The following is a 25,473-nucleotide window of genomic DNA, read 5'->3' as shown; positions in this document are numbered from 1 at the left end:
GGCTTTTATTATTAGTTAGTTAGATTTATTTGCTTGACAGGTTACGCTTGCTGATAGGTTACTTCAGTGATAATCTTTTGGTTAACATTTGTTAATTTAACTGCGTATCGGTCAACATTTGAAAGGATAGCTATGAAAGTCAGAATACGGCGAGCGGGCCTCTTTGCTGCCTTGTTAAAAGAAGCTGCGAAGTCGATTAAATCAATGCGGATAGATGCTGGACTGAGTCAAAGCGCATTAGGGAAAAAATTAATGCCACCAGTTGACCAAGCCACGATCTCCAATTGGGAAACCGGCAAAACACATATTCCTTTTTTAGCATTTATGTATATTTGCTTTGTCTGTGGCGTTTGCCCTGAGCAAAAAACGAAGGAAATTCTGGACTCCCAATCGGCTGAGGATAACACCAACAAGAAGGATGCATCTGATGTTTAGTTATGAAAACTTCAAGTTATTTTATGATCTCATTGAAAACATGCTATTGCCGTTATTTTTGATTGCACTGTGTATCGGATGGAAAAATATTAATGTTCGTTACTTGATGATTGTGCTTGTTGTGTTGGAAGTGCTCGACAATATGACATATGAAATTGCACTTGGATGGGGAAACCCCTATTACATCTGGTCAATGCTTATGTGTGTTTTGTTTATCTTTCCTGTTGTTGGCAGACGCTTGTTGGCCGAAAGATTACAGAGCCGTTCAGCCTTTTTTAGGCAAGTAAACAAGCACTATTATGTGAGCAAGCAGGAAGGTGCATTTCTGTTCGTTCATTTTATATCTTTACTCATCAACTTGGTTACGTATATTGAAGTGACACTGTATACGCACTATGTAATTGATAGCTACCCAATAAGAAACAACTTATATAGCCCGGTGCAATCATTCGTGCATATTGCGGAGGGTATATTAGTTCTGACAATCGCAAATCGATTTAGAAAGGAAAGATATGAAACAACTGACGGAGCAGCAGCAAAGAGCTGTTAGTGGACATGGTGGTGGCACAGGTTCTCCTATTCCTGATCGCCGTAGTTATCAAAAACCGGTAAAGCCTGAGGAAAACGGTGATTAAGCATTAACTATCAGTCTTGTACTTGAGTGCCAGCCTGGTTTACTGGTTGGCATTAATGCATAACCGTTAAGCAAAACTGGAGAGTTTCACCCTTAGGTTTGTTCTCTGGGTGTTTTTGAGTTGGCTCTATATCGTCATAACCTGTAGCTGTTAGGTATCTCAGATTGTTAAATTGAATAGGAGCAGCAGTCCATTTTAAGTACACTATAATGGTGCGTTTGGCATAACGTCGTAGGTACATCTGCTCTTGCAGCATGAGTAGAAAAGGTGATTTCATGAACGTTCCATTTGGCAAGCTGGTTACTGGATGAATAGACAGTATTTTGGTTATTGTCCAATAACATTATTACACCCCAATTTGTCCAAATTCCACATAGCTGTGGCTTTGTCAGTTGCAACATATTGTTTATTTTGAGTTTGTTCTATAGGATCATGAGGTTATGTAATACAGCCCGTTTTGTCGGTTTATGTTCCGACATTTTGGGGTAGAATAAATTGTTAGAATGCCACACATATAGCATCCCGCTCCCGCTCAATTGGATTGATTTTAGGGCTCAAAAAGAATACTATAAGTACCATTTTTTTGATCCTAGTTAGAGCGAAGATGAGTTTAGAAAATTTTAATGAAGTAAAGAAAATTTTAGGTGAGCCAAGCTTGGAAAGGGAAGGAGTGGCGATTTATCAAATGGATTGCCTCGAGGCAATGAAAAGAATCCCAAGTGATTTAATCAATTTAACTATTACATCACCTCCATACAACATTGGTAAAGAATACGAAGAGCTAGCTGAACTAGATGCCTACCTAGACTGGTGCGAAAACTGGATTAAGGAAATTCATCGCATAACAACAAGTAATGGTACCTTTTGGTTAAACGTTGGATACCTAGAAGTTGAGAATGAGGGTCTTGCTGTGCCAATACCCTATTTGCTCTGGAATAGGACTCCCTTTTATATGTTACAAGAGGTGGTATGGAACTATGCTGCAGGAGTTGCATGCAAGAAGCGTTTTTCGCCAAGAAATGAAAAATTACTTTGGTATGTAAAAGACAGGAAGAATTATACATTTAACCTTGATGATGTTAGAGATCCAAACGTAAAGTACCCTAATCAAAAGAAGAATGGAAAATTAAAATGTAATCCTTTAGGGAAAAACCCAAGCGATGTTTGGCAAATAGCAAAAGTAACATCAGGTAAGAACCGAGCATCAGTTGAAAGGACTCCTCATCCTGCACAGTTCCCAATGGAATTGGTTGAAAGGATGCTTAAATCATCAAGCGATAAAGAAGATCTAATCTTGGACCCTTTCATGGGCTCTGGAAGTACAGCTGAATGTGCACTAAGAAATGGTCGCTATGTAATTGGGTTTGAATTGAAGAGTGAATATATTGGCTATGCAAAACAGCGGATTGATCAGTACCTAGAAGATACAGATTTATCTTCTAGGCAAGAGAGTTTGGCAATCTAAAAAGAGTTAAGAAACGGCCTATTGTCTTGAAGCGTTTTAAGAATCTTTGGCGAGAATCCTGAGTAGTTTTTTAAATCGCCAAAAGTGTAAACTCCTTCATTGTGAAATTGGATAACTGATTTTGGTCCAATCCCATTTAAGAGCTCGATTGGGCTTGCATACCTATATGGGCCATTAATTTCCAGAAGTTTATATTGATAAACTTCTGGTTTTAGCACCGCAGCTTGACCCGTTGCAGCTCCTTGTGGTATCCAATCATCTTGATCAATCCAGCCGATTCTTAGCAAGGTGATGGCTTTTCGGTAAAAGTTTACCGTAATATAAAATCCAGATTTGTCTTTTCCGCTTGTTGTTGAAGACTCAGAAAGTTGGTTGTAACTCCTGTTTCCAAAAAGTGCATACCCAAGCTGACCTGAGCTCTTCATCTCGGTTGAGAAATTTGGATTTTGAATGTTAACTAAATCTTTATCACTTTTGAGCTCTTCACCTCTCCAGACATTGGGATATCTTACTTTTAATTCGTGTGCAAAAAGCTTTTGGAAGAAGTATCCAACGACTGTTGCAGGAAGTTCTACTTCATCTAAACTAATTTGTCCGCCAATTTGAGAAGCCCACAATCGATCCCAAGAAAGCATTGCAACATCCAATATTTCTTGAGGGTGAATTGGGTATTGGGAAATTAGACTGTGGGTAACCTGAAGCCAATCTGTAACGGGTTTACCAGTATATGGGGATGCAGCCATACTATTCTATTCCTTTTAGTAATTCTGCAGGTAATACTTTCAAAGCACGCGACAGAATAATAATATTTTCTAGACTAATATTTCTCTCTCCACGTTCAACGGAGCCAATATAGGTTCTGTGCAACGAAGAAATATCAGCTAACTCTTCTTGTGATAATTCTGCTTTTAGGCGAAGCTCTTTTAAGTTGCTACCTAACTGTTGTTTCTCTGTTTTCATGTAGACATATTGAAATAGTGATGACAATGAGTCTACAGACTATAAGTAGCATTCCAATGTATAGTTTTGGGAGACCCCCCCTATGGCAGGATGGAATTTTGAAAAAGAGATTGCAAAAAAAGAGATTGCAAAGACACCGATTGCAAAGACACCCAGCCAGAAAAAATTTTAGGAGGAAAATTTTAGGAGACACCTACCGATATCCGTACCCGTTTTGTGGAGGATAGTAACAATTAACAAGGACAACCATCTAAAACGGACAGAGCTGGTAGAACTTGAAAGTGCCTGTGACGGAATTCACAATCGCTGACACTCACCCGATACCAGCACCTTCTTAAAGTGATCATGCTTTAAATTAAATAGGAATTATTAAAGAGTGGCTGTGATGAGTACGGTCTCAGCTATAGAATAAATTTTGGAGGACACCCTCCATTGTTCGCGGAACAATTTTGGAAGACATCCACCATTGTCCGTACCTTTTTTAGCGGAGATCACATCAGAAATCATTTCTCTACATAGCATTTAGAAGTTTACCAGCAAGATAAAAGTATCCAGCACCCAAGAGCGCAGCAATCTCACCCAAAAAGTGGGGTGATAATCTAGCACTTTTCTATTGTCCTTCCTGAAAAGGTGAGTCACAAAAATGACATATAATTCACACTTGTAATACAGTGTAATAGATGAGCTTAGTTTATTGATGTAATTTACGAAACGAATTGAAAGCCAGTATTCATGCTTTTTAGCGTCGTGTAATTAAACAATAGAAATTTGGAGTAAATTATGGGTTCACGAAAAGGGATCGTAAATTCAGCAATGGTCGCTTCCGTGGTGGCCGGCTCTATGGCCATGACTAGCCAAGTAAATGCTTTTGGCTGGGGTAGTATAGGTGACTTCTTTACAGACCCGATTGGAACTGTTGGCGGTGTTGTTACACAAGCAGCACACGTGGTTAGGCATGTTACCAGCCCCGTGACAAATGTTGCAATTGACACACTTAGACATGGTGCAAATGTTGTGAATGATGCAACTAACTTGGTTGGTGTTGACTCCACAGCTATTACAGATAAAGCCATATCACTGGCCCAGCAAATGGCCACTTTAGACAACATGGGAACATTTGTAGCTGACCAACAACAAAAGCTCTCTGAACTTGAGCACTTTGCGACTGTGGCTGTGACCAACGCACACTACCTTGGTCAACTAGAAGCATTGGTCGACGGCGTCAATGAAAACAACGTAGAGCTAGCTAGAAACATCGTGCACAGCCTAATAAAAGACATTGACTACAATACGTTAAAGCGGGTTGTAGATCAGGTAAAAACATATGACGGTGCACAGTCTTTGATGTTTATGGTCAATAAAGGTAACCTGGGAGTAGGAGTTGCTGTTGACGTTAACGAGCTTGAGCGCATCAAGTATGGTCATCATTCTAACCGTCACGAACCAATCATGAGCTTTTTTGTTCAGGCTGTGAATCCAGGAACGCCTAATAACCAATTAAAGTTCTCTGTTGGCTACCATAAAAACCCACCTTTACAGGTGTCAGGAAATAGCGTTAGCTTATCAAGCACCATTAAAAAAATGAAAGTGAGCCTTGCATTTGCATCGTTGAATAAGGATGACTTCCTTGCACTAGTCGATGTACAAGCTTTGCGAAATCAACATAAAATGACCGCTGTTGGCGTCAGTGCAAATCCTGTTAATTTGGAAGCAGGAAGTGCATCAAGACAAGTTGTATTCAAAGAGTGTCAAAACGGCAAATTACAAGCGAACGGAGTAGATTGTAATCAACAAGGTTTGTCTATCAGTGCATTAACCGGCGTATACGCTATGGACCAACACACAGCGCTTGGTGGTGTATCATTTACATTTAAGTCATTTGGTATAGTCGATGGCATGTACTGCGTGCAAACAGTCGAACCCTCAGATCCGCATACATGGCAAGACAACTACTTCTGCTCATCAGAAGACATTGGCATGAAATGGTCTTTTGCTGGGCCAATTGATGGTATGCGTTGTACGCAGATCCTCGAATTGGCAGATCCGCATACATGGCAAGACAATTATCTATGTTTACCTAATGACTCAGACTATTTATTTTCTTGGAATAGCGCTGGTAAAGGTAATATGAAAAATACGGTAAGATGGCTTGAAGCCGCAGATCCACATACCTGGAATGACAACTACCTGGGCATTGAAAAACACGTAGAGCTGAAGATATTCGACAAGTGCTTAGATATTAATGCTTTTGATACAAGCAATGGTCAAGACATCATATTGTACGACTGTCTCGCTGGTCCAAATCAGAAATGGTTATTCACTACCGATGGTAAAGTGAGAAGCAAAATGGACTATAACAAGTGCCTTGATTACAGAAACTCAGCGACGAGCAATGGCGAAAAACTGATGATTTGGGACTGTAACACCAGCCCGACACAACAGTTTCAATATATCAATGGCCAATTAAAAACTGTATTGCAACCATCTCGCTGTGTCGACTCTCCACGGCCACATAACCTCACAGTAACACACTTGTGGGATTGCCCCGTGTTAACACGGCACAACCATGTAGTTGTTTCAAACTAATAAACATGCTCTTTGCTGGGAAGTGATACGCTTTCCAGCAGATTTCTTAATTGAATGGGGTGCATGAGTTTTTAGTTCGCTCTAAATCTGATTAACCTCCTTAAAGGGGTCCCCGTTTTGTGGAACGAAATTTGGAAGACACCCACCCATATGCCCATATCTGAGCAGAGCACACAAGTATTTAATTGGATGTCTAGGCAATGCATTTGCTCGCCTTGTAACCAAATGTTCAATTCATACGCCGAAAATACCTCGGTAGTGATGCTAGGCTAAAGGCTGCTGAAGACATTCAAGGCAAATTCAGAAACGATGAATAGATCACAAAAAACGGCTCAATTTCGTCCTAAAATGCATGAGGGTGATAAATGCTGGCTTTGCCTGAGTGCTGCCAACTATCAACACTCCCAAGCAAAGCGCTATAAACCAACGGAGATATGCTATGAAAATTACAGATGTATTTGAGTATCTTGATGCTCACCCGGAGGGCTCGTTTCTACGTCTTGCTGATTTTAATGGATATAACTTTGGTACATGCAATATTAAGGGGGTGTCACCTGGTTGGGAGATGCACCCTGACACAGACGAATTTTTCTTTGTTATTGAAGGTTACCTAGAGATCTTATTACTTCAGGATACGGCCAAATCATATAGAGCAAATGCGGGGAGTGCTTTTGTTGTTCCCAGAGGGATCTGGCATAAACCTGGTGCGCCAGAGGGGGCAAAATTCATTCATTTCACACCTGGTCAATCATTGTATTCTGAAAAAGATGACCCACGATTTGAAGTTGACATGCAGCAAACCACCTCAGAGAGCTGAGCAGATATGGATTGTTATTGCCCTCTGGCTTGACTGGAGGCAAACTTTAGAATGGATGTCTTGATAAAAGTTCTCAGTGTAATGTGCTGTATGGTGATGCCATACTCGACTTTGTTATGCGCCTGACTGTTTACGAATTGGAATTGATAGAGCAATGCTGTGCGTATTCATCACATTGATTTAAAACAAGTATTTTTGGAACTCTAAGAACGAGCGTTACTTTTAAAACTGATAGCTGTAAATATATGAAGTATTTTCGAAAAATGATCGAACAGCATATCCCTGTCAACGATGACGAGTGGAACTCTGCTTGCAACCTGTTTGAGGTAAAACATGTCCAGAAAGGAGCGACGGTACATCGCGCCGGTGATGTCTTTAGTGAGATATGGTTCATTAAAAGTGGCCTCGCCAGATCATATTTCAGTGATATCAATGGCAAAGAGCATACCTGGCAGCTCTATTTTCGTGGAAAAAGTGAGCATGGTTTAAATCACTTTATGGACGACAGTGTCAGCTTTTATGAAAAATCAGGCTCAATACTCAATTTTGAAATTCTCGAAGATTCTGTGTTTTACGTGACGTCTTTGGAAGAGCTTAATAAATTTATATCACGAGAAAAAAAGTGGGCGCTTTTGGCTGGAAAATGGATACATAACACTTACTACTCGGCCACATATAAACGTGTTCTTTCTCTGATGTCAGAGACAGCTGCCCAAAGATATGCGCGTTTGCTTGTTGAGTATCCTGCCATATTTAAGCAAGTCAAGTCATATCATATCGCTTCTTATCTTGGCGTTGCTCCCCAAACTTTGAGTAAACTAAAAAATGAATCTAGGTGAATGAGTTATCATATTTCATTGTTTACCATGTGTTTTTTCACTGGAAATTAACAATGAATACCTATCAAAAATTTAAAAATAAAGCCGAACAAAATTCCCCGGATTATACCGACTATGGCTGTAATGTAAGCAATATCGCTGAGCCTGACGCTGTGTGTACACAGGGAGCATTATGATGGAAATTACACAAATAGGTGCACAACTCATATTTATTGGTATTGTCCTCTTCCTTGTCGGTTTAATACAGGGTGCGCTGATCCCAGCAGTAAAAAACGCCCGGATGGCGCTTTCTGGACACCTGACAGCTGTGCAATGTGGCATGGCAGTGGCGCTTTTCGGTGTTATCTGGTCGCTGGTTGAGCTGTCTTTCTTCTTAGCGATTTTTGCTGCCTACGGCTCTGCATTTGGGTTCATACTTATTTGGCTGGGCATAACAATCGCGTCAGTGACAGGTGCGAGTAAAGCGCTGCCAATCGCGGGTGCTGGATTTTCAGCAAATTTCACAACAGAAATGACGGTCAAGGTTCTGGTGCGTTCAGGGTCAATACTATCACTAATCGCATGTACCGTGCTGGTTTTCGGGTTATTGCCGATACTTGAGTAATTTTTTGAGACAACCACTTCAGGTTTGAAGTTTTTAGGGATATTTATTTCAAATTCGGGACTATATTTTTGGGTGACACCCACTTCAACTTAGAGCATAGCACCAGAACTAGTGGAGTTCGGAGGGACTGTGTTGGATGACACCCAACTTTAAACTTTAAACTTTAACTGTTCCAAACTTGTGCCTTTCTGCGTCACTTCGTAAAGTGTTCAGATTGAAAGCATTTGCTTGTCTCAGTTACATTTATTGAGCTGGCCAGTAGAATTATCGCATAGCGCTTGTTGCTGGTACGATGAGTTGATACCCTCAAAAAATAATCAGAATTAAAGGCAAGAGCATGCAGGAATTTTTTGATAAATTTGAAGTTCATACCAAAATTAATGTGGTTTGGGGTGAAATGGATGCGTTAGGGCATGTGAATAACGTATCGTACTTTCGCTACTTTGAGACCGCACGAATAGACTTTTTAAAACAAACAGGGCTGCTTTCGATATTGTCGGAACCCACTCATAGCCCCGTGTTGCGTGATACTTATGCGCAATACAAACGCCCAGTTACTTTTCCTGATACTTTGTACATTGGTTCATATATTACTGATATCAAAGAAGATCGATTCACAATGCGCTACGAGGCATTTAGTGAGTCTCAGCAGGCAATATGCACAACAGGTTATGCAAATGTGGTGATGTTTAATATGAAAACAGGGCAAAAGTCGCCAATTCCAGAGAATATGCTGGCCATACTAAAGCAATACGAGTTGGACAATAACCAATAAAGGTCTCTGTTTTTGTGGGTGATGACACCTATGCGTTTTGAGCGACACCACCTATCAATTTACGTAGATAGCACTGGGCAGACAATTTTAAAGTGGGTGTCTGCCAAACGGCCAAACGCTGCCAAACGCATTTCTAATGCACCGTAATAGGTTGATCATTCACCACCAGTGATTGACCATTTTTCTTGGCACGAAGAAAACTGGATATCAAAACGTCATTAGACAAAGTATTAATGTCGTCAACCTCTTCAACCATGCAAAACGTAATGGATTCCCACCCCAAATCTTTAATAAAGCTTTTAAGCTGATCAATGTTGCTCTGATAGTTTGCATCGGTTGTTAGCAGGCCGATGGAGTGTTTATTGCCAAGTTTGTACTTGCCATGCTGCGCGCTCGAGCATTTAGCGTAACCGCTTAACACATAAACTGTATCTACGTTTTTATTCATCTTGGTGACATTCTTAAATTGGACTCTGTGTCCCTCATGCATTTTTCAAACCAAGCTTGCAATTGCTTCCATGTTGACTGTTAAGCTATTGAAATTAAATATAAAAAACAATGTTTTTTAATTTTCTGTCAACGTCACGTGATGCGTCAATTTTATAACGTGCCATGCTAGAAAAGCGGATTAATAAAAAAGCGATACAGCCAGTAAATAATCCAGATCTCTAGTACAAAGCACAGGCACTCAGCAGCAATGGTGCACTTCAATATCGAGCATAGCTGTTGTGGGAAATTACTTTTTAAATGGATGTCTGCATAAGTGTCTGCATCTGCATAAGTGCAGCATAAGTGCATAAGCTTACAGTTGCGGAAGAAAAACCGTATTTGTTGTCCAGGATTAGTTGACCACCGTATCTTTACTAAAGGATAGGAGACAAAAAAAGGCGAGATGTCGGTGCCTTTTAGATTATTGCACTGCACATAGATATGTTAGATGTAGTCAAAAGAGTAATTGAGCGTGGCGCAGCTCAGGCTCAAAGCACAACGGTTATGCTGAGTTTGGCCCGGCATAACCGTTAGTGGTTTAGGGCAAGTGAGAAAAAGGTGTCACCTGATGCTCAACTTACTCTTCATCAAATAAATCATTCGCTTTTCTGACCGCTGGTTTCGCCAGGATCTCAACATAGAATGAGGTGAGGTTTTGTTCCTGAGTTTTGTCGATCAACTTATTCAGTTGCGATACGTGCACAGGCTCAGCTTCTGCTTCTGTGTTGCCAAATTTACAGTCAAAATCCCAATAATCAGCGCCAGCTGGCAAAGTTTTGTTGCGCTCGCGCTTAAGGTATTTTTTAAGCTCGTGCTTTACGGCGTCAACACGTCGTGCAAGTTTGATTTTTGGGTGAGTTAGTTCAAATGTTTTTTTCATAGTTGCCTTCAAGCAGAAAATACTCAGCCGGCAAAAAAGCATGCCTGAGTAAGGGATGTGTATTTATTAAGCGTAAAGCTTATCTGTGGATAAATACAGAAATGTAATATGCTATTTTACGTTATATTCTGCGAGCAGGCGAGGGTTGTAGACACACTTTTTGAACGCATTTACATAGCTGCTGTTTGAGGTAAATCGCCTTTCCCTGTCTGTTGTAATGTTGTACTGGTTAGTGTTTGCAAGTATTTTGTCGGTTGCAAATTTACCCTACTACCAGACGGTTATTGGTATCCCGGCTGGTCAGTATCTGGCTCGCGTCAAACCCGTTTGAGCGCTTCGCCATACGGTCGTATAGCAATACATTCACTGTTGCAGCCAGGTTCATACAGCCAGTGGTAGGTACATACACGACGGCGTCGGCTGCATCGACAATGTCCTGTGGCAGACTGCCATCTTCGGGACCAAAAACGTATATCGCATTGTCGGGATGCACAAATTGCGGCAGCGGTGTTGCGCCTTCCACCAGCTCAACGCAGACAAGCGATCGGCCCGGTACTTTTAAAAGGGTAAGATCTTCGACCTCTTGAATAGGGATATTGTCGGCGATATTTTTGGTATCGGTATGGTACTTAGCAGCCTTTGCGTAGCGATTACCTGTAAAGTACACCGCCTGAGCGCCGTAGCAACCCGCTGCGCGCAAAACGCCACCCACGTTAGTCGGTGATTTGGGGTTGACCAATCCAATCGCGGCAAACGACTCACTCATATTTTTTCACTCTCAATATGCAGGCAGTATGGCTGCCAAAAATTCTGACGCGCGATTGTACCATGCAGGTAATTTTGTGCCAGCCACGGTGCAGGTGCCATCTTCATTTATTTAGTAGCAGTAAAGTAAAAAATAACAGGTACCAAGTTCGTGTCATAAGTGTATTCGCGTGCAAAGTGCAGTCAGAAAATGCCAACCCGGCCCCGTAGTTGTGTTGCAGCGAGCTTTACCTGCCTTTCCATGATTATGTACTGCCTGTTGTTTGATACAACGGCTTAACAAACTTATCTGACGGTAGTGCCTATGCCCGGAGTTTTTGAACGGGCAGGTTTACTGTGAGGCTGCAACTTATTGAAAATGAAACTGTGAAATATCAGCTCTCAGGGCCTTCCAGTGTAAAGGTCAAATGTTTGCGCATGTCTTTGAGGATCACACCTTTTTTGAGCATCGCGGCGCTCAGGCGTTTTTGCCATTTGAGCAGGTCGGGCGTAGCTGCGTCCAGCGCGCTTTGACTTTCAAACTGAAAACACAATAGTAAAGAGCCTGGGAAAAGGTGGTACTCCACATCAAACCAGCATTGCACCATACCGGGGATCTCAGCACGTGCTTGTTCTTCTAGTGCATCGGCAACGCTGAGCACCAGCGCTTGTTGTTTTTGTTGAACTTTAGAGAGCTTTTTCATGGAGTTTCCGGGTTAAGGAATAAGTAAAATTGTTCTCAATTATAACCAGACGGCGGATACGATGGAATCAAGCATATATTGAAGGGAGGCAGTTTTTATAGTGTATAAAAAGGAAGGCGCAGAAAGTAGCTTGCCGCTGACTGGCGGATGTCAGTCGCGCGGCAAGCCTGTTAAAGAGTTAGTCCTTTTGCTGTTTTAACAGTGCATCTAATTTGGCTTCAACTCGTTCAATATCTTCGCGGGTTGCCAGTACTTGATCCGGTTTGCCTTCTTCTTCATGCATGACCTGCATGGCGTCCACTATGATACCAATAAAGAGGTTGAGTACCGCGAAACTGGTGATAATAATAAAGGGCACAAAGAACAACCAGGATTGCGGAAACAGCTCCATAGTCGGACGTACAATGCCCATCGACCAGCTCTCCAGCGTCATAACCTGGAACAGGGTGTAGGCTGATGCCCCAATGCTGCCAAACCACTCTTGCATGTTTGGATCAGGATGCTGGCCAAATAGTTTCGTGGTCAGTACCGCAGAAACGTAAAACACAATACCCAGCACGCCTATGACCGATGCCATCCCCGGTAGTGAGTGGCCAAGCGCACCAATTACCCGACGCATTTGTGGCACGACCGAGAACAATCGCAACACCCGCAGGATCCGAAAAGCACGTAGTACGGAGAGCGGGCCACTGGATGGTGCCCAGGAAACGGCAACGATGATTAAGTCAAACCAGTTCCAACCCGACTTAAAGAATTTAAGGCGATATACCATCAGCTTAAGTACCAGCTCAATGGTAAAAATCATCAAAATAACCAAATCAATTTTATGCAGGACTGCGGCATTAGCTTTACCAAACTGAGTGGTCTCCAGACCTAACGTAAAGGCGTTGAACAAAATGACCGCGATCAAAAAGTTCTGAAACCACCGGGCTTCGACAATCGCCGTCAGTTTCGACATTAAAGAGTTAGAAGATGTCATGGTTCTTTTTTAGGTAATTTTAAAAGTAAAATATGATGTCGGGAAATTGCGGTTTTTTCAAGGTTTGTGGTGCTTGCCAGCTTATAAAATTACCCTCAGGCTTGGCTTTGTAAGAACCTGTGTCCAAGTTAGCTAGATTTTGAAAGGGGTGTCTTTGTTTTCCTTCGTGCCGAAACAGCCTCTGCATGCAATTAAGTGCACCAATAACAATTCACTTGAAACTCAGCTACTATAGGCTTGCTGATTTGACCGTTAACTCAACAGGATAGTTATTTGATGTATTCTCAATTTAAACTCATTGTGTGCCTTTTCCTTTGTGTGTTGGTAACCAACTTGGCCGCCTGTGGTGGTGGTTCGGATACAGGCACTGCACCGCAGGGGTCATCTGAACAAGCCGCACAGCCCTTTTTGCCTGGTGAGCGATTACAGTTGGAGGCGTTTTCTTCGGGCATTACCGGCGTGTCGTATCCGCTAAAGATTTATCTGCCGCAAAACCGTGCCGCCAACAAACGCTATCCGGTGATCTATGTATTAGATGCTGAGTGGCGTTTTGATACCATTGCCGACAGCCTGGATGATAATAAAATGGCCGTGATCCTGGTCGGGATAGAAAATTATGCTGATGAAGGTTATCAGCATCGGGAGGCATACTCACAGTGGCCGCTGGCCAAGGACTACTTCGACTTTATCCGCAAAGAGCTGGCGATGGAGGTAGAAGCCCGTTACCCGGTAGATCAAACCGACAGAACGATTATGGGCCACTCTAACACCGGTTTGTTTGTCGGCCTTGCATTATTAATGGATGATCCGCAGCAGCCTTTCTTTCATCGTCATGTCTCATTTGATGGTAGCTTCTGGGCACATACCGACACTACTTCTCAGCTGATAGATGACAGGCGGGCACAGAGTTCAACATTAAAGAGCCGTACTATTTTGGTTGGAGCCAATGGCAAAATCGGCAATGTATTGTATGTGCGCGAGTTTGATGCGCAACTTACACGTGCCAATTTTGCCCAGCTGGATATGACCTACCTGGAATATAAACAAGACCATATACCGGTAGTCGCCCACTCGGTGGACGAGGTGCTGAGCGCTTTATATCGCAAATAATCGTGAAGGATTGAAAACCGCTCAGATTGATCTTTAAAAGCGGTCTTACAATGAGTATTAAACGAGGCCATGCTTTTTCACATATTTGATTCTTAAAACTGGTACTGGCCTGAGAAAAACTGTGTAAGTCAGGTTTAGGGGGCGACCTTCGTAGCGACTGGCAATCGCATTAAAAAGGGCCTGTAATTAGGCCCTTAGTTTGTAAGTTTATTTAATATAATACGCCACGATCCCTGCGGTATAGCCGCCACCGAATTCCCATTTACTGAAAACACCGGTGAAGTTATATGCGTGCGACCAGCCCTCATTAATGATGATTTCACTGTAATCACCGCCTGAGCCACCACAGCCAGAGTTCTCCGTGTGCCAGATACGGCCATAAGGCGCTGGATTGTAGGCGATAGAATCTGTTTGATTTAGAGAGATACAGCGACCGTTTAGCAGCGCCTCTTTCTCAATAATGCCCACACGACCAGCACTGTCGACCACCATCATGCCATATTGCATGGTGTCTCTGACTGCCTGCCAGTTGGTATCAGTCATTACAGAATAGGTATCCAGGCCTACGACGTCCGCCACCTGGATTGGGTTAACTGCCGTGTTGTGCGATGCAAATAGTGTCCAGCCACCCGTTTCTTTGTCCATCTCACAGTATGCTTTGATAGCCTTTGCACCCGCCGGGGTAATGGTATAGTAGCCTGTTTCAGCAAGCGGGTACTGTGATTTGATCTCTGCGCAAGATTGGCCGCTTGGTGCCTGAGCAAAATCACTGTTCATTCTGGGCGCAATTGTATCGCGGCCAAATGCGGTAACATCCTGAGCGAAAACACGCTGACCAAAATTAAGCACGTTTACATGCTCAGTAATGTGTGTGATCTCAGAGTCTTTTGACTGCTCTTCTTGCAGGTACAAGCCATAGTCTGCCGCGCTGCCACCAGTATGATCCAGTTTGATTTGATCCAATACAAAGCTACGACCAGCGAGTGTTCCCGTATTGTTTGGAGCGTAAATAGCCAAGTACGCCACAGTTTCTTTATTGGCGGCATTGACGGCTTTTTCCTGCCCTTGCTTAAGCGCGGTAAAGCCATGCTGCGTTACCCCATGTACACGGGTAGCATAAGCGGTGTTGTTATTAAACGACTGTCCACTTAGGAACAAATGCGGCGTGTGTTCAAACTTATCTGCAAAGCTGATGTGTGTTTCACCATTACCCAACGCAAAAGTACCAACTTCGATAATGGTGCCATCTTCCAGCGTTTGGCGGCCAGCAGGCAAAGACAGAACGGCCATATTTTCATCGCCATGTGCGCCATCCAGATAAGGCCACTCCTTAAAAGCGATTTCCATGGCACCATTGTTGTTTTGCAATGCAACCACACCAGCATCTGCTTCATTGTCGGTAGGTGCGCTCGCAAAGACTAAGCTGCCCTGGGTGTGAGCAAGAGTATTCCATGCGTCATTAACCGAGATCTCGGTATATTCATTTGCGGCAAAGGCGCTTGTGCAAGCTAGTAGAGACAGGTATAACGGGGTTTTAAGCATAATAATTTCCTTTATTGCATTATTTTTATGTTGCCTGCGTAAAGTACAATACTTTCCCGAGGGAATAAATTATATTCTTGCAATGATACTATTTCTTCATAGTTTATTGATCTGGGTCGCAAAAGGGCGGCTTTAAAAGAAATCTATGTGGTGTTAATTCGATCAAGGAGTGGATATGGCAATTTGGCAGTTACTCTTGTTTATTCCGGCCTGTTTTGCACTGAATATGGCGCCCGGTCCAAATAACTTATTGAGCCTGAATAATGCGCGCTGTTACGGGTTTCGTTCAGCACTATTTGCCGGTTTTGGGCGGATAGCAGCCTTTTCAGTGATGATTGCGCTGGTGGCTTCTGGCCTGGCGGTTATTTTATTTGCGTCCGAAACGGTGTTTTTTGCTATTAAACTGGCAGGGGCAGGCTATTTACTTTGGCTTGCGATTACACTGTGGCACTCTGAGGACAGCCCGGTGGCTGAGGTAAGCTCAGCTAAGAGCTTGCTCTGGCTTGCCAGACAGGAGTTTATGCTGGCTGCGGGCAACCCAAAAGCCATCCTGATTTTTACCGCATTTCTTCCACAGTTTGTAGATAGTACAGGCCCAGTTAGTACCCAGTTTTTTACGTTGGGCGCGACGTTTCTGGTGCTGGAATTAAGTGCCATTGCCATTTATGCCCTGTTTGGCATATATCTAAGACATTGGTTTTGCAAACCGAGCAGGGTGAGACGTTTTAACCAGGCATGTGCGACATTTCTGGCTGTATCCGGACTTAACCTGCTGTTTAGTAAGCAAGCCTAGCGCACTGTTGATTTACTCCGTCCAGCCAGCCTGCAGACATTTTGAATTGAGTAAGGGTCTGGTCATCGTCATCGCCAGTTCGGTAACGCCGACTGCCAGTATAGTGGCACTGAATTTGAAAATCACAAAGGGAGTGAAGGCCAGGATCAGTGCCATGTTAATCAAGCAAAGTACGGCAACCAGCCACACCATTGCAACTTGTTGTATATGAGTTTTGTTTGTTTTTAACGTGTTAAACATCATTTTCTCCCGATCGTGTACCGTTTCATTTTTGACTTCAGGGAGGTTAGTCGGGGTGGAAGGGCGGTTATTACAAGAAATTTTATCTTTTTACATTTCCCCTTATCTGATTGATTAGTAATGAGTTATTTTTCTTTCTATATGTTCAAAGGCGGGGGCAGAAAAATAGTGAGATTTCTTGTAATGATCTGAGAATTGCTCCGACTAACAGGGAAAGATCAACTTAAAAACCGCTATGGCAAGGTTAAAATGGCTGCCGTTTTGGCTTATCCAAATCGCCCGGCTCAACAGATGCCAATAAGCAAGCTGCGTAGGTGTTCGCATTGCTAACCCACTCGAAGACATCTATTACACAGGTTTATTGTCAATGGAGCAGTATACAGTGACTGAGCAAATCAAGGAGCTGGACAGACAGCAAGTTGTTGAAGCGTTCTGGCCGCAGATCAGGCGGGCGGCAAAGGGCTATGAGCGACGCGCTGCACTGTGTGAAGAACTGTCACAGGATATGGCCTTTGCGCTGTGGCGGGCGCTGGACAAGTATGGTGGACAATGCAAATTAAACACTTATGTATACCGAGTGATCCATAACGTGGCGGTTGACCACATTCGCAAACACAGCAAGCAAAATGAAGATGAGCTGGCTGATGAGCATGCCCACAGTCCGGATTCACCCGAGTCAAATATGCAAAAACTGCAGCAACAGCAACGGCTGGAGAGGGCCATTCATCAGCTTCCTTTGAGTCTCAGGCAGGTGATGATGCTCAAGCTTGAGGGCGTAGACACGGCCGAGATCAGTGATGTTTTGGGGATCAGTGAAGCCAACGTGGGGATCCGGCTACACCGTGCCAAAACACAACTTACCGAACAATTGATGGAGAAAAATTAATGGATAATCAAGAGTTTGCGGACTTGGCGCAGCTATGGCAGTCGACGCCTGCATCACCACCACCAGCATTAGAGCAGTGCATACAGCGCCATAGAAAGCAACGGCTTAGGCTCTTTGTGGGGATTGCCATCGAGACCCTGATCATACTGCTAGTGAGTGCCTGGTTTGTACAGGCTTTATTTGAGCCTGCCCCTTTGGTGACACAACTTTGGCTTGGCTTTGGTTGCGTGTGGGGCACGAGCATGTATGCACTGGTGAATAGGAGTCGCATTACCAGTTTACGCATATTAAGAAATCAGCAGCTATCACAGGCGCTGGAAGTGCATCAGCAGCTGCTCAGGCAAGAGATCTTGCGTTGGGACCTGAGCATAAAAGCCACTTTGCTATTTGCGCTGGTGCTCGTGCTTTTTATTCTGGTTCAGTACGCAATGAGCTCGGTATTTTTGCCTAACGGCTTGTTAGGCTTGCTGATCGTGGCCATCATGCTACCTGTGTTTAAGGCCAAAAAGCGCCGGGCAGAAGAGGTGTTGAAAACATTGAGTGAGTAAATGGTCACTCGATTTTTTTCGTAGTTATAAAGCGAAAAAGTTTACCCAGATTAGGTTTGTCAGGCGTTATTTTTACCTGAAAAATAATGCCTAACAAAAACATAAGTGTAAAACCCAATTAAAGCTAGAAACACGAAACTAATTATTAAAGGCCAGTTGACCAAAAAGGATGAATAAGCTCTTTCCATGTGATGTGGCGATGGCGCATAGCCATTGCCGAAGTAACTTTTAATCACAGCCAATGCTTTATCATGATCCAAGTTACAGTAGCCCCTAGGCGATTCCATAGGGCCATTTGCTTCTATTCGGTTTGTAAATAGCAGCGAATGCTCTGTGCCTCCGCTGACGTAAATATGTTGACCGACGACACCTTTCCAGACAGTCAGGACTTTGTGTTTTGTAGTGCTAGTTTCAGTTGGTTCACCTTGTTCAACCAAAACAACTATTTCGCTAGTCTGTATTTGACCAACAACCAGTTCTTTAAACTCGGTTTCAGTCTCTATTTTTTCACACACGATACTGAGTGCATTGGCATCGATACAATACACAGAAACTAGAAATAGAAATACATATTTATTCATAAAGCAAAACTCGCAAGGCGGCAAAGATACCAATTTGTTCGACTGGCCTAAATTTGACTGAACGCCTCCGTATCTTTGGTGCCTATTGCTATGGACTTTTAAGGGGGCTAGCTTGCTGCTTTACTGCTAAATTCACTTTTAGCAACTCTGCCATTTTTCAGCTTAAATACGATAATTGCATTATAGAGAGGGTCATGACCATACCAAACACCAATCTTCTTCATATGACTTTTGTGTTGCTGGTAAGCTTGCTCAGTAAATCTGTAATTAATTGACAGCTTCGCAACCTGAATGTCGTTTATAGAGACACCGCATGTGGTAGTAATGATTGAAAATGCTTTTTCTTTCAGCTGAGAAATTTCTTGGTCTAGCTCTGGAGTATAGCTATCGTATGAATTTAGGATATCTATCTCTAAAACTTCTTTGTTTTCATGTGCACAATAAGCATACCCTTCAGCTAAAATGTCACAAAGACCACTTACTGCATGGTGCCCTATATTATGAATTGCTGATTGAAATCTGCCCATACTCTTCGCACGCTTAGCTGTGTGTTAACGAAAACGCAGTGTTAAGCTGCTATCAGAAACAGCAAAACCTCATTGTTTTCTAACACTATTTAATTAAAGGAGAAGTAACCTATCACTAATACTTTTGTTGCTCAAGGCTAATCATCGATAGAAACCGACCGATACTCACAATAAGATCTGTCGACATTTAGTCGCCGACTTCATACACAAATAAGTCGACGGGCACGTCGGGAATAAACGCCACATTGACGGTTTTTTCCTTTTTAAACCCAAATTTTGACAGGACTTTTTTAGAGGCTTGGTTGTCAGGGTGAATGCACCCTACCAAACGGGTACAGTGTTTTTCTTCCAGTGCCCAGTCGAGGACGGTTTTGACAGCTTCGGTTGCCAGTCCTTTGCCCCAGAACGCGGGTAAAAACCGGTATCCTATTTCAATTTCATCGATCTCATCCATATACTTTAATCCGCAAAAACCAATCAGCTGGTTAGACTTTTTATCAATACATGCCAGTCTGCCAAAGCCGGTTTCCCGGTAGTCGTTAAGAGGGTGAGTTTTCAAGTAGTTTTCAGCGTCAGCTAAATGTTTAAACGGTGTATTACCGACATATTGAATGATCTGGGGCATAGAGCCGAGCAGGTACATATCGGGTGCGTCTGTTAATTCAAAAGGTCTTAAAATCATTCTGTCGGTTTCTAACGTTTTTACCATAAGGGTTCCTAATTTATATATTTTATTATTATTTTTTATCACTAATTTGCTTGGCCTGCTGGCAAACTTAAAGTGAGTAAGTCGCAGCAATCAAATATAAGTGTCGGCAAATTCCCAAACTGGCCGATCCAAGGTGCTCAGGTTTTTTAAACTAAGCAGGGGTCTCTGATCTTCTCTGTCCGTATTTAATGCGCGGGCACCTTGCTGCGTTGATTTTGCGAATTTATCTGTTCTGCCGATTGAATCGTTGTGGCTATCAGCTCCTCAAACAAGGCTAGCTGCCCTGCGGGTATCAATTGATTTTGTATGGCTTTGCGTTTGCTTGAGTCAAATAGCCGCTCGGCCAGCCAACCTATTAAATACATCAACGAAAGACAGCCACCAGCCGTTGCTATATTGCCTTCTATTACGAGCGGTGTGTCCTGAACATCTCCGCCTAAACTTTGCAGAGCAGTCTTAGCATCCGGGTTTGTTGTTAAGGGTTTACCTTTCAGTAAACCAAGCTCATGAAGGATAAATGAACCCGCACAAATCGAACCAATGAGCTGCTTTTTCGGGTCAAGGTTCAATGCCGACATAAATTCAGTATTCTTCATGGCCGCTGGAATACCGCGTTTGCCGCTTGTGATAAGCACGACATCTTGCTCAGCCACCGCACAAATGTGTCCGTCCGTTTTAACTTTTATACCAAGGTGGGAGCGATGTTCAGGTTGAGTGCCAAGTATGCTAACCGTCCAGCTATCGGCTGTTCGACCTAACAAGTCATACATCAAAAAGAAGTCCACATCCGTGAAGTCATCAAACAAAACAATCCCAACTTTATACATCATACTTGCTCCCTTGCTGTGCCTTGTTATGTATTTACTGACCAGGCCGCTATTACAAAGCAAGCCGAGGAGACTAAAATACCCGTGAACGGTACTTTAAACCAATATTTTTTTGCCAACAGGAGGTAACTAACACCTACAATTGATGGCAAAACTGAAAACCAGACAGTGCCCGCAACAACATCAAAGTGGTTGATGCATAGCGGAATGTAAAAGGCGGCAAAAAACAGCGCACCAAGGCTATGGCTGGCATTAAAGCCTACCCAGGCCTGCCACATATTGGTTTGTTTTGTGATTCTGGGCGAGGTATTAAGCATGGCTTCTTTCACTGCCAGGTTGTAGGGGTCGAACTTTTTAGAGAAGAAGGTGTAAATCAAGTGGAGCAGTCCCAAAAAACCAAAAATTGATGCACCGATAATAAATAGTATTTTTTCCATAGCTTATTGTTTCCCTTGCGCACAATACTTTGCTCTGAGGCACTCCCTCAGAGATTTGTATCTTAAATCAATATAATGGACACACGCGGCATGGTTTAAGCGAAGTTTATTTCGCCAAAACTAACTTAACAACGGCACCAAGCGTGATGCCACTATCCTACAGGATACGCTCAGAAAAAGTTGTCCCAAATCCAGAGATATGTTGCTGGGAGGGAGCTGTAACGTCCCGCTATGTTCTCCAATCTTAGGGTTGAATTCGGGCCGATTTAGGAGCGTCCATCTCAATCACCCACCACATTATAGATAAGCAGCTGTTTGGTATTTTCGGATTTGGCTGCATGCTTAACTGAGTTGGAGGCTAGGAGCAGTCGGGTTCAGCGAGTGCTGTATACCCAGAGTGAATGACGCCTTACTCAGCGCCACGCACAGCAAACACAAACTCGCTGCCTTCACCGAGTTGACTGTTGACCTTAATGTCTGACTTGATCAGCTGTAATAATCTGGCTGTAATTGCCAGGCCGAGTCCGGCGTGGGTTTTCTTGCAGCCTTTGCTGTTGCAGGCCTGGTAACGTGCTTCAAAGATATACGGCAGCTCTTTTTGGCTGATCCCAACCCCGGTGTCCTGCACCGCAATGTCGAAGCTGCCTGCTTTGGGCGTCACAACAATCGCAATAGAACCACCAGCGGGGGTATGACGCAGCGCATTTTCCAGCAGGTTACTCAGCACTCTTTCCAGCTTGGCGATATCTGAGTAGACCACAAAGTCGCATTCGGTGGGTGTCACTTGTAATGCTATTTCAGCCTGTTGCGCCCTGAGTGCAAATTTGGCAAGCACGTCGTAAATAAGCTCCCCCATATTGAAGGTTTCAAAGTGCACCTGGGTTTGCCCTGACTCCAGATGGGCCAGCTCAAAGATCTGGTCGATAAGGTTTTTCAGTTGTGTGCAGTTTTTTAAAGCGATATCCATGTAGCGCTGCATGTCGCCCGATGTGTCGCATTGGCGCTCGACCAGCTCCAGGTAACCCTGTAAAGAGGCCAGTGGCGTGCGCAGGTCGTGTGATAGGTGCGCCAGTAGTTGGCGGCGTTGTTCATCTACTGCTGTCAGCTGTGTCATTTGCTGATTGATGGTTTGCAGCATAGCGTTGATGCCGTTGCCCAGCTGATGAATTTCATTGTTGTGTTGTTGCCAGCACAGCAGTGGCACCTGCTTAATATCAAATTTATGCTGCTCCGTGCTGCGAATATACTGAGTCAGGCGTTTCAAGGGCTGAGTCATAAAGCGGAATAACAGGAGCAAAGTAATAAACAGCAGAAGCAGAAAAACGCCCAGCCACAGGGCCTGTTTGACCAGCTGATCAGAGCTGTTAAGTTGTGCCACTATCGAGTCATAAATAGAAGAGCCAATAATGACATACAGGTAGCCCTGTAATTTTTGCTCGTTATACACCGGGGCAACAGAAAATATTTTCTTGCCGTCTGGCGAGCGAGGATCGTCTCCGTATACCGGGAGTTTAGTTGGCGTTTTAATCAGTTGCACCAGAGGGCTCAGATCAATTGACGCGCGTTTTACCGCGCCGGGTTTGGCCGAGTAGGTGAGCAACTTGCCGCCGGGGTCAACAAAATAAAACTCAAACGCCGGGCCCAGCACCATCAAGGTATGAAACAGGTTTTCCAGCGCTTCATAGTCATAGACGCCTTGTTGTAGCAGTGGGTTATCCTGGGCCAGATGCGCCGCCAGACCGATATGCAGTTGTTGTTCCGCCTGAGCGCGCGAGACCGAAGAGAGGTTTTGCGTCCACCAGACGAACACCGAAACGATAAGCATAAACATGGCCGTGATTGTCAGCGCCAGACGGTGATAAAGAGACAGTGTCATTGCATTTCCTGCTGAAGTGGTTTGGCATTAAGCTTGTAGCCCACGCCCCACACGGTTTCTATGATGGTGTGTTCGGTGATCTGCTCAAACTTGTTACGAATGCGATTGATATGGGAGTTGACTGTGTGCTCATAACCGAGATGATCATAGCCCCAGACCGACTCCAGCAACTGAGCCCGGGAAAACACCTGATTGGGATGACGGGCAAAAAACAACACTAAATCAAACTCTGTGGCAGTGAGGTCCACCGGCGTTTGTTTGAGTGTCAGCTCATGAAAATGCGGATCAATTTGCAGCTGACCAATTACCACCGGGCTGGCTGTGGTTGCCGTTTGTGGTTGTGGCTCGTGCAGTAGTTTGATGTGCCTCAGCTGAGCCTTCACTCTGGCCTGAAACTCTCTGTAACTAAACGGTTTGCAGATGTAGTCGTCGGCGCCCATTTCGAGGCCTATGATGCGGTCCATTTCACTGCTTTTTGAGGTCATCATGATCACACTGATTTTGGGGTAACGGGTTTTAATCTCCCGACACAGTGTCAGGCCGTCGACTTCAGGCAGCATAATATCGAGTATCACAATGGCATAATGCTGGTGGGTCAGTTGTGGCATAACCTTGTCTCCACTGGCAAGGTGATCAACGTCGAGATCTAACTCGTTCAGATGAACGCGTAGCAGATCGGCAATATCGGCATCGTCTTCAACGATAAGCACTTTTTGCTGCATAGCAGGTCTCCGCTCCGGTATGGATTACCGGCTGTTGTTGCTCCGTCACCACAACGGTCACGGAGCGGCTCGGAGACTACTTGGTTCTGGTTATGGTAACCGTCATCAATGGGTTGTCGAATTTATGGCTGCTCGTGAGCACCGACGTTGTCAGCCCGTCGTCCACGCCAACCACACCCGGGTGCATGGCTACCTTGTTTAACGCTTCTCTTTCGGCACTAAACCCTGTGCCACCATCAGCCGGACCAGGGATCGTACCCTGAGCTTCGCTATTGGCTTCTGTGCCTGCGTCATAGGCATGTGTCGTGTAGGTCATCGCCTGACCCACAGTCATTGCAGACACATCCAAAGCATTAAGACCGGTAAAGCCGTCGTTTGTATTCACCATCATGGAAATCAATGACAACTTTTGTCCATCCAGGGAGTCATGGGTCAGAGTCAGTTCGGTTTTTTGTCCTGGTGCTAAAGGTGCCGCAGCAGAGGTCTGGCTTTGCACTACATCCAGTGCGAGCAATCCACTGTTGTCGCCGCCTTCAGCCAGTACTTCTAATGCATCGCTTGCAGGGGTGCCCAGTTGCCAGAACTGTCCTTCCTGATGCAGCGCTACAGCAATGGGAGACAGCGGCTGAGCGTAAGTCAGATTCGTTGCTGTGATCATTAACTCCACAGTGGTTGGCGTGGGGTCGGTCGGATCCGTTGGATCAGTTGGAGCCGGGTCCGCAGGATCTGGATCAGCAGGAGCCGGCTCATCAACCATGCTCATATCATCATCGGGCATTGTGATTGGCATGTTATCGTCGTTATCGCTGCCACAGGCGGCCAGTACTAAGCAAGCCGCGGGCAGGGTGAGTCTGAATAATTTCATGGCAGGCCCCTTACTTAACGGTTACGGTAACTTTGGCAACGGGGTTCAACCAGCGATGGACCGTATTGTGCAGGTCGCTTTTTCCACCGACCTGTTCATCATCGCCCAGATTTCCGCGATGAATATGTACGTTTGTATTTTCTTCCATCTCTGTCACGCCCATCCCCTGAGTACCTGGTGCAACGCCAGGCGATGCGGGTATCCCCGGTGTGCCCGGTGCACCTGAGCCCTCTACAACTAACTCATTGTTCGCTTCAGTGCCCGCATCATAGGCGTTCAGGTAGATATGGTATGTACCCGGCGTGGTCGGGATTGGCCAGCTGTTTAGACCGACAAAGCCATCATTAGTGGGCAGCATCATGGCCACAATAGACAAGCGGTCATTACCTGCGTCGGTTTCCAGGCTGGTCATGGTCGAGGTCACTGGGGCAAGTAAACCGCCAGCCGGGTTTTCCATGGTGTTAGCATTGATACCTGTGAGTATTTCACTCAAGCCAGTCAGCGATCCGCCTTCTGCCATAGCAGCAAGTGCGCTTGAGGCTTTTTCGCCAGCCTGAAACAACATGGCGTCGCTGGTATGTGCGCTCACCAGTAAAGGGGTAAAGTAGATCCCCTGCGTCAGATTGGTTACTTTCACATCAAGTGATGCCGCGCTGGCGGTGCCGGATGCCAATAAAATACCTGTGATGAGGGGGAAGATGCGTGTTTTCATAATTTACTCTTGTTGTTTGGATTTGACCCTGACAAGCATGCAGGTAAATTATTGAGGAATGCTCGCACAGTTATCACAAAATCATCACAAGAGCGTGACGTTTTATTCCCGGGCAGTATTTTTTGCTTAAACGGGCATGCATACGATCATTCTAAATGAGAAATCTTTAACGCCGTTAGCGTCATA

General features: G+C 44.3%; 30 protein-coding genes. 12 read left to right on the top strand and 18 right to left on the bottom strand.

Going from position 1 to position 25,473, the window contains the following annotated elements; translation table 11 throughout:
- The first annotated feature begins 132 nt into the window (after positions 1-132).
- From C3B51_RS04475 to C3B51_RS04465, 3 genes are all read left to right on the top strand, one after another.
- Positions 133-435, top strand: a complete 303-nt coding sequence (locus C3B51_RS04475) for a helix-turn-helix domain-containing protein (protein ID WP_058797546.1) — start codon at positions 133-135, stop codon at positions 433-435.
- Complete coding sequence (locus C3B51_RS04470) at positions 428-985, top strand: hypothetical protein (protein WP_125561966.1); 558 nt, start codon at positions 428-430, stop codon at positions 983-985. Before C3B51_RS04475 ends, C3B51_RS04470 begins: the two co-directional genes overlap by 8 nt.
- A 689-nt stretch (positions 986-1,674) precedes the next feature.
- Positions 1,675-2,535: a DNA-methyltransferase gene (locus C3B51_RS04465; protein ID WP_130244317.1), complete on the top strand. Its 861-nt coding sequence runs from the start codon at positions 1,675-1,677 to the stop codon at positions 2,533-2,535.
- Here the strand turns inward: C3B51_RS04465 and C3B51_RS04460 are convergent.
- Together C3B51_RS04460 and C3B51_RS04455 are read right to left on the bottom strand one after the other, a co-directional pair.
- The gene (locus tag C3B51_RS04460; RefSeq protein WP_130244316.1) at positions 2,532-3,278 is read right to left on the bottom strand and encodes a ScaI family restriction endonuclease; all 747 of its coding nucleotides are present in this window, start codon (positions 3,276-3,278) and stop codon (positions 2,532-2,534) included. The two genes, C3B51_RS04465 and C3B51_RS04460, sit on opposite strands and share 4 nt — an antisense overlap.
- Before the next feature lies 1 nt (position 3,279).
- Complete coding sequence (locus tag C3B51_RS04455; RefSeq protein ID WP_130244315.1) at positions 3,280-3,495, bottom strand: helix-turn-helix domain-containing protein; 216 nt, start codon at positions 3,493-3,495, stop codon at positions 3,280-3,282.
- A 780-nt stretch (positions 3,496-4,275) separates the two neighbouring features.
- Here C3B51_RS04455 and C3B51_RS04450 point away from each other — a divergent pair.
- From C3B51_RS04450 to C3B51_RS04430, 5 genes are all read left to right on the top strand, one after another.
- Positions 4,276-6,081 carry an RICIN domain-containing protein gene (locus C3B51_RS04450; RefSeq protein WP_130244314.1) on the top strand — a complete coding sequence of 602 codons (1,806 nt, stop codon included), beginning with the start codon at positions 4,276-4,278 and terminating at the stop codon, positions 6,079-6,081.
- 439 nt (positions 6,082-6,520) lie between these two features.
- A complete protein-coding gene (locus tag C3B51_RS04445) occupies positions 6,521-6,898 on the top strand; it encodes a cupin domain-containing protein (protein ID WP_125722104.1) in 378 nt (125 codons plus the stop codon).
- A gap of 263 nt (positions 6,899-7,161) precedes the next feature.
- The gene (locus C3B51_RS04440; protein ID WP_240701850.1) at positions 7,162-7,737 is read left to right on the top strand and encodes a Crp/Fnr family transcriptional regulator; all 576 of its coding nucleotides are present in this window, start codon (positions 7,162-7,164) and stop codon (positions 7,735-7,737) included.
- A 172-nt stretch (positions 7,738-7,909) separates the two neighbouring features.
- Complete coding sequence (locus C3B51_RS04435; protein ID WP_130244312.1) at positions 7,910-8,341, top strand: hydrogenase; 432 nt, start codon at positions 7,910-7,912, stop codon at positions 8,339-8,341.
- A gap of 337 nt (positions 8,342-8,678) precedes the next feature.
- Complete coding sequence (locus C3B51_RS04430; protein WP_125781734.1) at positions 8,679-9,116, top strand: acyl-CoA thioesterase; 438 nt, start codon at positions 8,679-8,681, stop codon at positions 9,114-9,116.
- Positions 9,117-9,249: 133 nt separating this feature from the next.
- Here the strand turns inward: C3B51_RS04430 and C3B51_RS04425 are convergent, their stop codons facing one another.
- From C3B51_RS04425 to C3B51_RS04405, 5 genes are all read right to left on the bottom strand, one after another.
- The gene (locus tag C3B51_RS04425; protein ID WP_125781736.1) at positions 9,250-9,564 is read right to left on the bottom strand and encodes a hypothetical protein; all 315 of its coding nucleotides are present in this window, start codon (positions 9,562-9,564) and stop codon (positions 9,250-9,252) included.
- Positions 9,565-10,182: 618 nt separating this feature from the next.
- Positions 10,183-10,485 carry a DUF6172 family protein gene (locus C3B51_RS04420; protein WP_125720126.1) on the bottom strand — a complete coding sequence of 101 codons (303 nt, stop codon included), beginning with the start codon at positions 10,483-10,485 and terminating at the stop codon, positions 10,183-10,185.
- A gap of 262 nt (positions 10,486-10,747) precedes the next feature.
- Positions 10,748-11,251: an RNA methyltransferase gene (locus C3B51_RS04415; RefSeq protein WP_130244311.1), complete on the bottom strand. Its 504-nt coding sequence runs from the start codon at positions 11,249-11,251 to the stop codon at positions 10,748-10,750.
- Positions 11,252-11,624: 373 nt separating this feature from the next.
- Complete coding sequence (locus tag C3B51_RS04410; RefSeq protein ID WP_130244310.1) at positions 11,625-11,933, bottom strand: hypothetical protein; 309 nt, start codon at positions 11,931-11,933, stop codon at positions 11,625-11,627.
- Between the two features lie 178 nt (positions 11,934-12,111).
- Positions 12,112-12,912 (bottom strand): ion transporter, encoded by an 801-nt coding sequence (locus C3B51_RS04405; protein ID WP_125781744.1) that lies wholly within the window; start codon positions 12,910-12,912, stop codon positions 12,112-12,114.
- Between the two features lie 276 nt (positions 12,913-13,188).
- Here C3B51_RS04405 and C3B51_RS04400 point away from each other — a divergent pair, with 276 nt between their 5' ends.
- Positions 13,189-14,022, top strand: coding sequence for an alpha/beta hydrolase (locus C3B51_RS04400; RefSeq protein ID WP_240701854.1), 834 nt, complete (start codon positions 13,189-13,191; stop codon positions 14,020-14,022).
- Positions 14,023-14,229: 207 nt separating this feature from the next.
- On the opposite strand, the gene C3B51_RS04395 is transcribed toward C3B51_RS04400, so the two are convergent.
- Positions 14,230-15,564 (bottom strand): fibrinogen-like YCDxxxxGGGW domain-containing protein, encoded by a 1,335-nt coding sequence (locus C3B51_RS04395; RefSeq protein WP_130244308.1) that lies wholly within the window; start codon positions 15,562-15,564, stop codon positions 14,230-14,232.
- Positions 15,565-15,739: 175 nt separating this feature from the next.
- Between C3B51_RS04395 and C3B51_RS04390 the strand changes: the two genes are divergently transcribed.
- Positions 15,740-16,357 carry a LysE family translocator gene (locus tag C3B51_RS04390; RefSeq protein ID WP_130244307.1) on the top strand — a complete coding sequence of 206 codons (618 nt, stop codon included), beginning with the start codon at positions 15,740-15,742 and terminating at the stop codon, positions 16,355-16,357.
- Between the two features lie 12 nt (positions 16,358-16,369).
- Here C3B51_RS04390 and C3B51_RS04385 read toward each other — a convergent pair whose 3' ends face one another.
- Positions 16,370-16,597 (bottom strand): hypothetical protein, encoded by a 228-nt coding sequence (locus C3B51_RS04385; RefSeq protein WP_130244306.1) that lies wholly within the window; start codon positions 16,595-16,597, stop codon positions 16,370-16,372.
- A gap of 367 nt (positions 16,598-16,964) precedes the next feature.
- On the opposite strand from C3B51_RS04385, the gene C3B51_RS04380 reads away from it, so the two are divergent.
- Both C3B51_RS04380 and C3B51_RS04375 read left to right on the top strand, forming a co-directional pair.
- Complete coding sequence (locus C3B51_RS04380) at positions 16,965-17,483, top strand: RNA polymerase sigma factor (protein ID WP_125720109.1); 519 nt, start codon at positions 16,965-16,967, stop codon at positions 17,481-17,483.
- Positions 17,483-18,031 carry a hypothetical protein gene (locus tag C3B51_RS04375; protein WP_130244305.1) on the top strand — a complete coding sequence of 183 codons (549 nt, stop codon included), beginning with the start codon at positions 17,483-17,485 and terminating at the stop codon, positions 18,029-18,031. Before C3B51_RS04380 ends, C3B51_RS04375 begins: the two co-directional genes overlap by 1 nt.
- Before the next feature lie 59 nt (positions 18,032-18,090).
- Here C3B51_RS04375 and C3B51_RS04370 read toward each other — a convergent pair whose 3' ends face one another.
- From C3B51_RS04370 to C3B51_RS04330, 9 genes are all read right to left on the bottom strand, one after another.
- Positions 18,091-18,612 (bottom strand): hypothetical protein, encoded by a 522-nt coding sequence (locus C3B51_RS04370; protein WP_125720105.1) that lies wholly within the window; start codon positions 18,610-18,612, stop codon positions 18,091-18,093.
- A gap of 107 nt (positions 18,613-18,719) precedes the next feature.
- Complete coding sequence (locus C3B51_RS04365) at positions 18,720-19,139, bottom strand: hypothetical protein (RefSeq protein WP_125720103.1); 420 nt, start codon at positions 19,137-19,139, stop codon at positions 18,720-18,722.
- A gap of 187 nt (positions 19,140-19,326) precedes the next feature.
- Positions 19,327-19,848, bottom strand: coding sequence for a GNAT family N-acetyltransferase (locus tag C3B51_RS04360; protein ID WP_130244304.1), 522 nt, complete (start codon positions 19,846-19,848; stop codon positions 19,327-19,329).
- Positions 19,849-20,033: 185 nt separating this feature from the next.
- On the bottom strand, positions 20,034-20,678 hold the full coding sequence (locus C3B51_RS04355; RefSeq protein ID WP_240701849.1) for a DJ-1/PfpI family protein: 645 nt from the start codon (positions 20,676-20,678) through the stop codon (positions 20,034-20,036).
- Between the two features lie 23 nt (positions 20,679-20,701).
- Positions 20,702-21,112, bottom strand: coding sequence for an LIC_13387 family protein (locus C3B51_RS04350; protein WP_130244303.1), 411 nt, complete (start codon positions 21,110-21,112; stop codon positions 20,702-20,704).
- Positions 21,113-21,521: 409 nt separating this feature from the next.
- The gene (locus C3B51_RS04345; RefSeq protein ID WP_130244302.1) at positions 21,522-22,988 is read right to left on the bottom strand and encodes a sensor histidine kinase; all 1,467 of its coding nucleotides are present in this window, start codon (positions 22,986-22,988) and stop codon (positions 21,522-21,524) included.
- On the bottom strand, positions 22,985-23,710 hold the full coding sequence (locus C3B51_RS04340; RefSeq protein WP_130244301.1) for a response regulator transcription factor: 726 nt from the start codon (positions 23,708-23,710) through the stop codon (positions 22,985-22,987). The genes C3B51_RS04345 and C3B51_RS04340 overlap by 4 nt, the downstream gene beginning before the upstream one ends.
- Positions 23,711-23,786: 76 nt before the next feature.
- Positions 23,787-24,575: a spondin domain-containing protein gene (locus C3B51_RS04335; RefSeq protein ID WP_130244300.1), complete on the bottom strand. Its 789-nt coding sequence runs from the start codon at positions 24,573-24,575 to the stop codon at positions 23,787-23,789.
- A 10-nt stretch (positions 24,576-24,585) separates the two neighbouring features.
- Positions 24,586-25,287: a spondin domain-containing protein gene (locus C3B51_RS04330; RefSeq protein ID WP_130244299.1), complete on the bottom strand. Its 702-nt coding sequence runs from the start codon at positions 25,285-25,287 to the stop codon at positions 24,586-24,588.
- Positions 25,288-25,473 lie beyond the last annotated feature (186 nt).

Origin of the sequence: Pseudoalteromonas rubra, assembly GCF_004212645.1 — a bacterium.
In the GTDB taxonomy this organism is placed as follows: Bacteria; Pseudomonadota; Gammaproteobacteria; order Enterobacterales; family Alteromonadaceae; genus Pseudoalteromonas; species Pseudoalteromonas rubra_G.
This window is presented reverse-complemented; position numbering and strand designations above follow the sequence as displayed.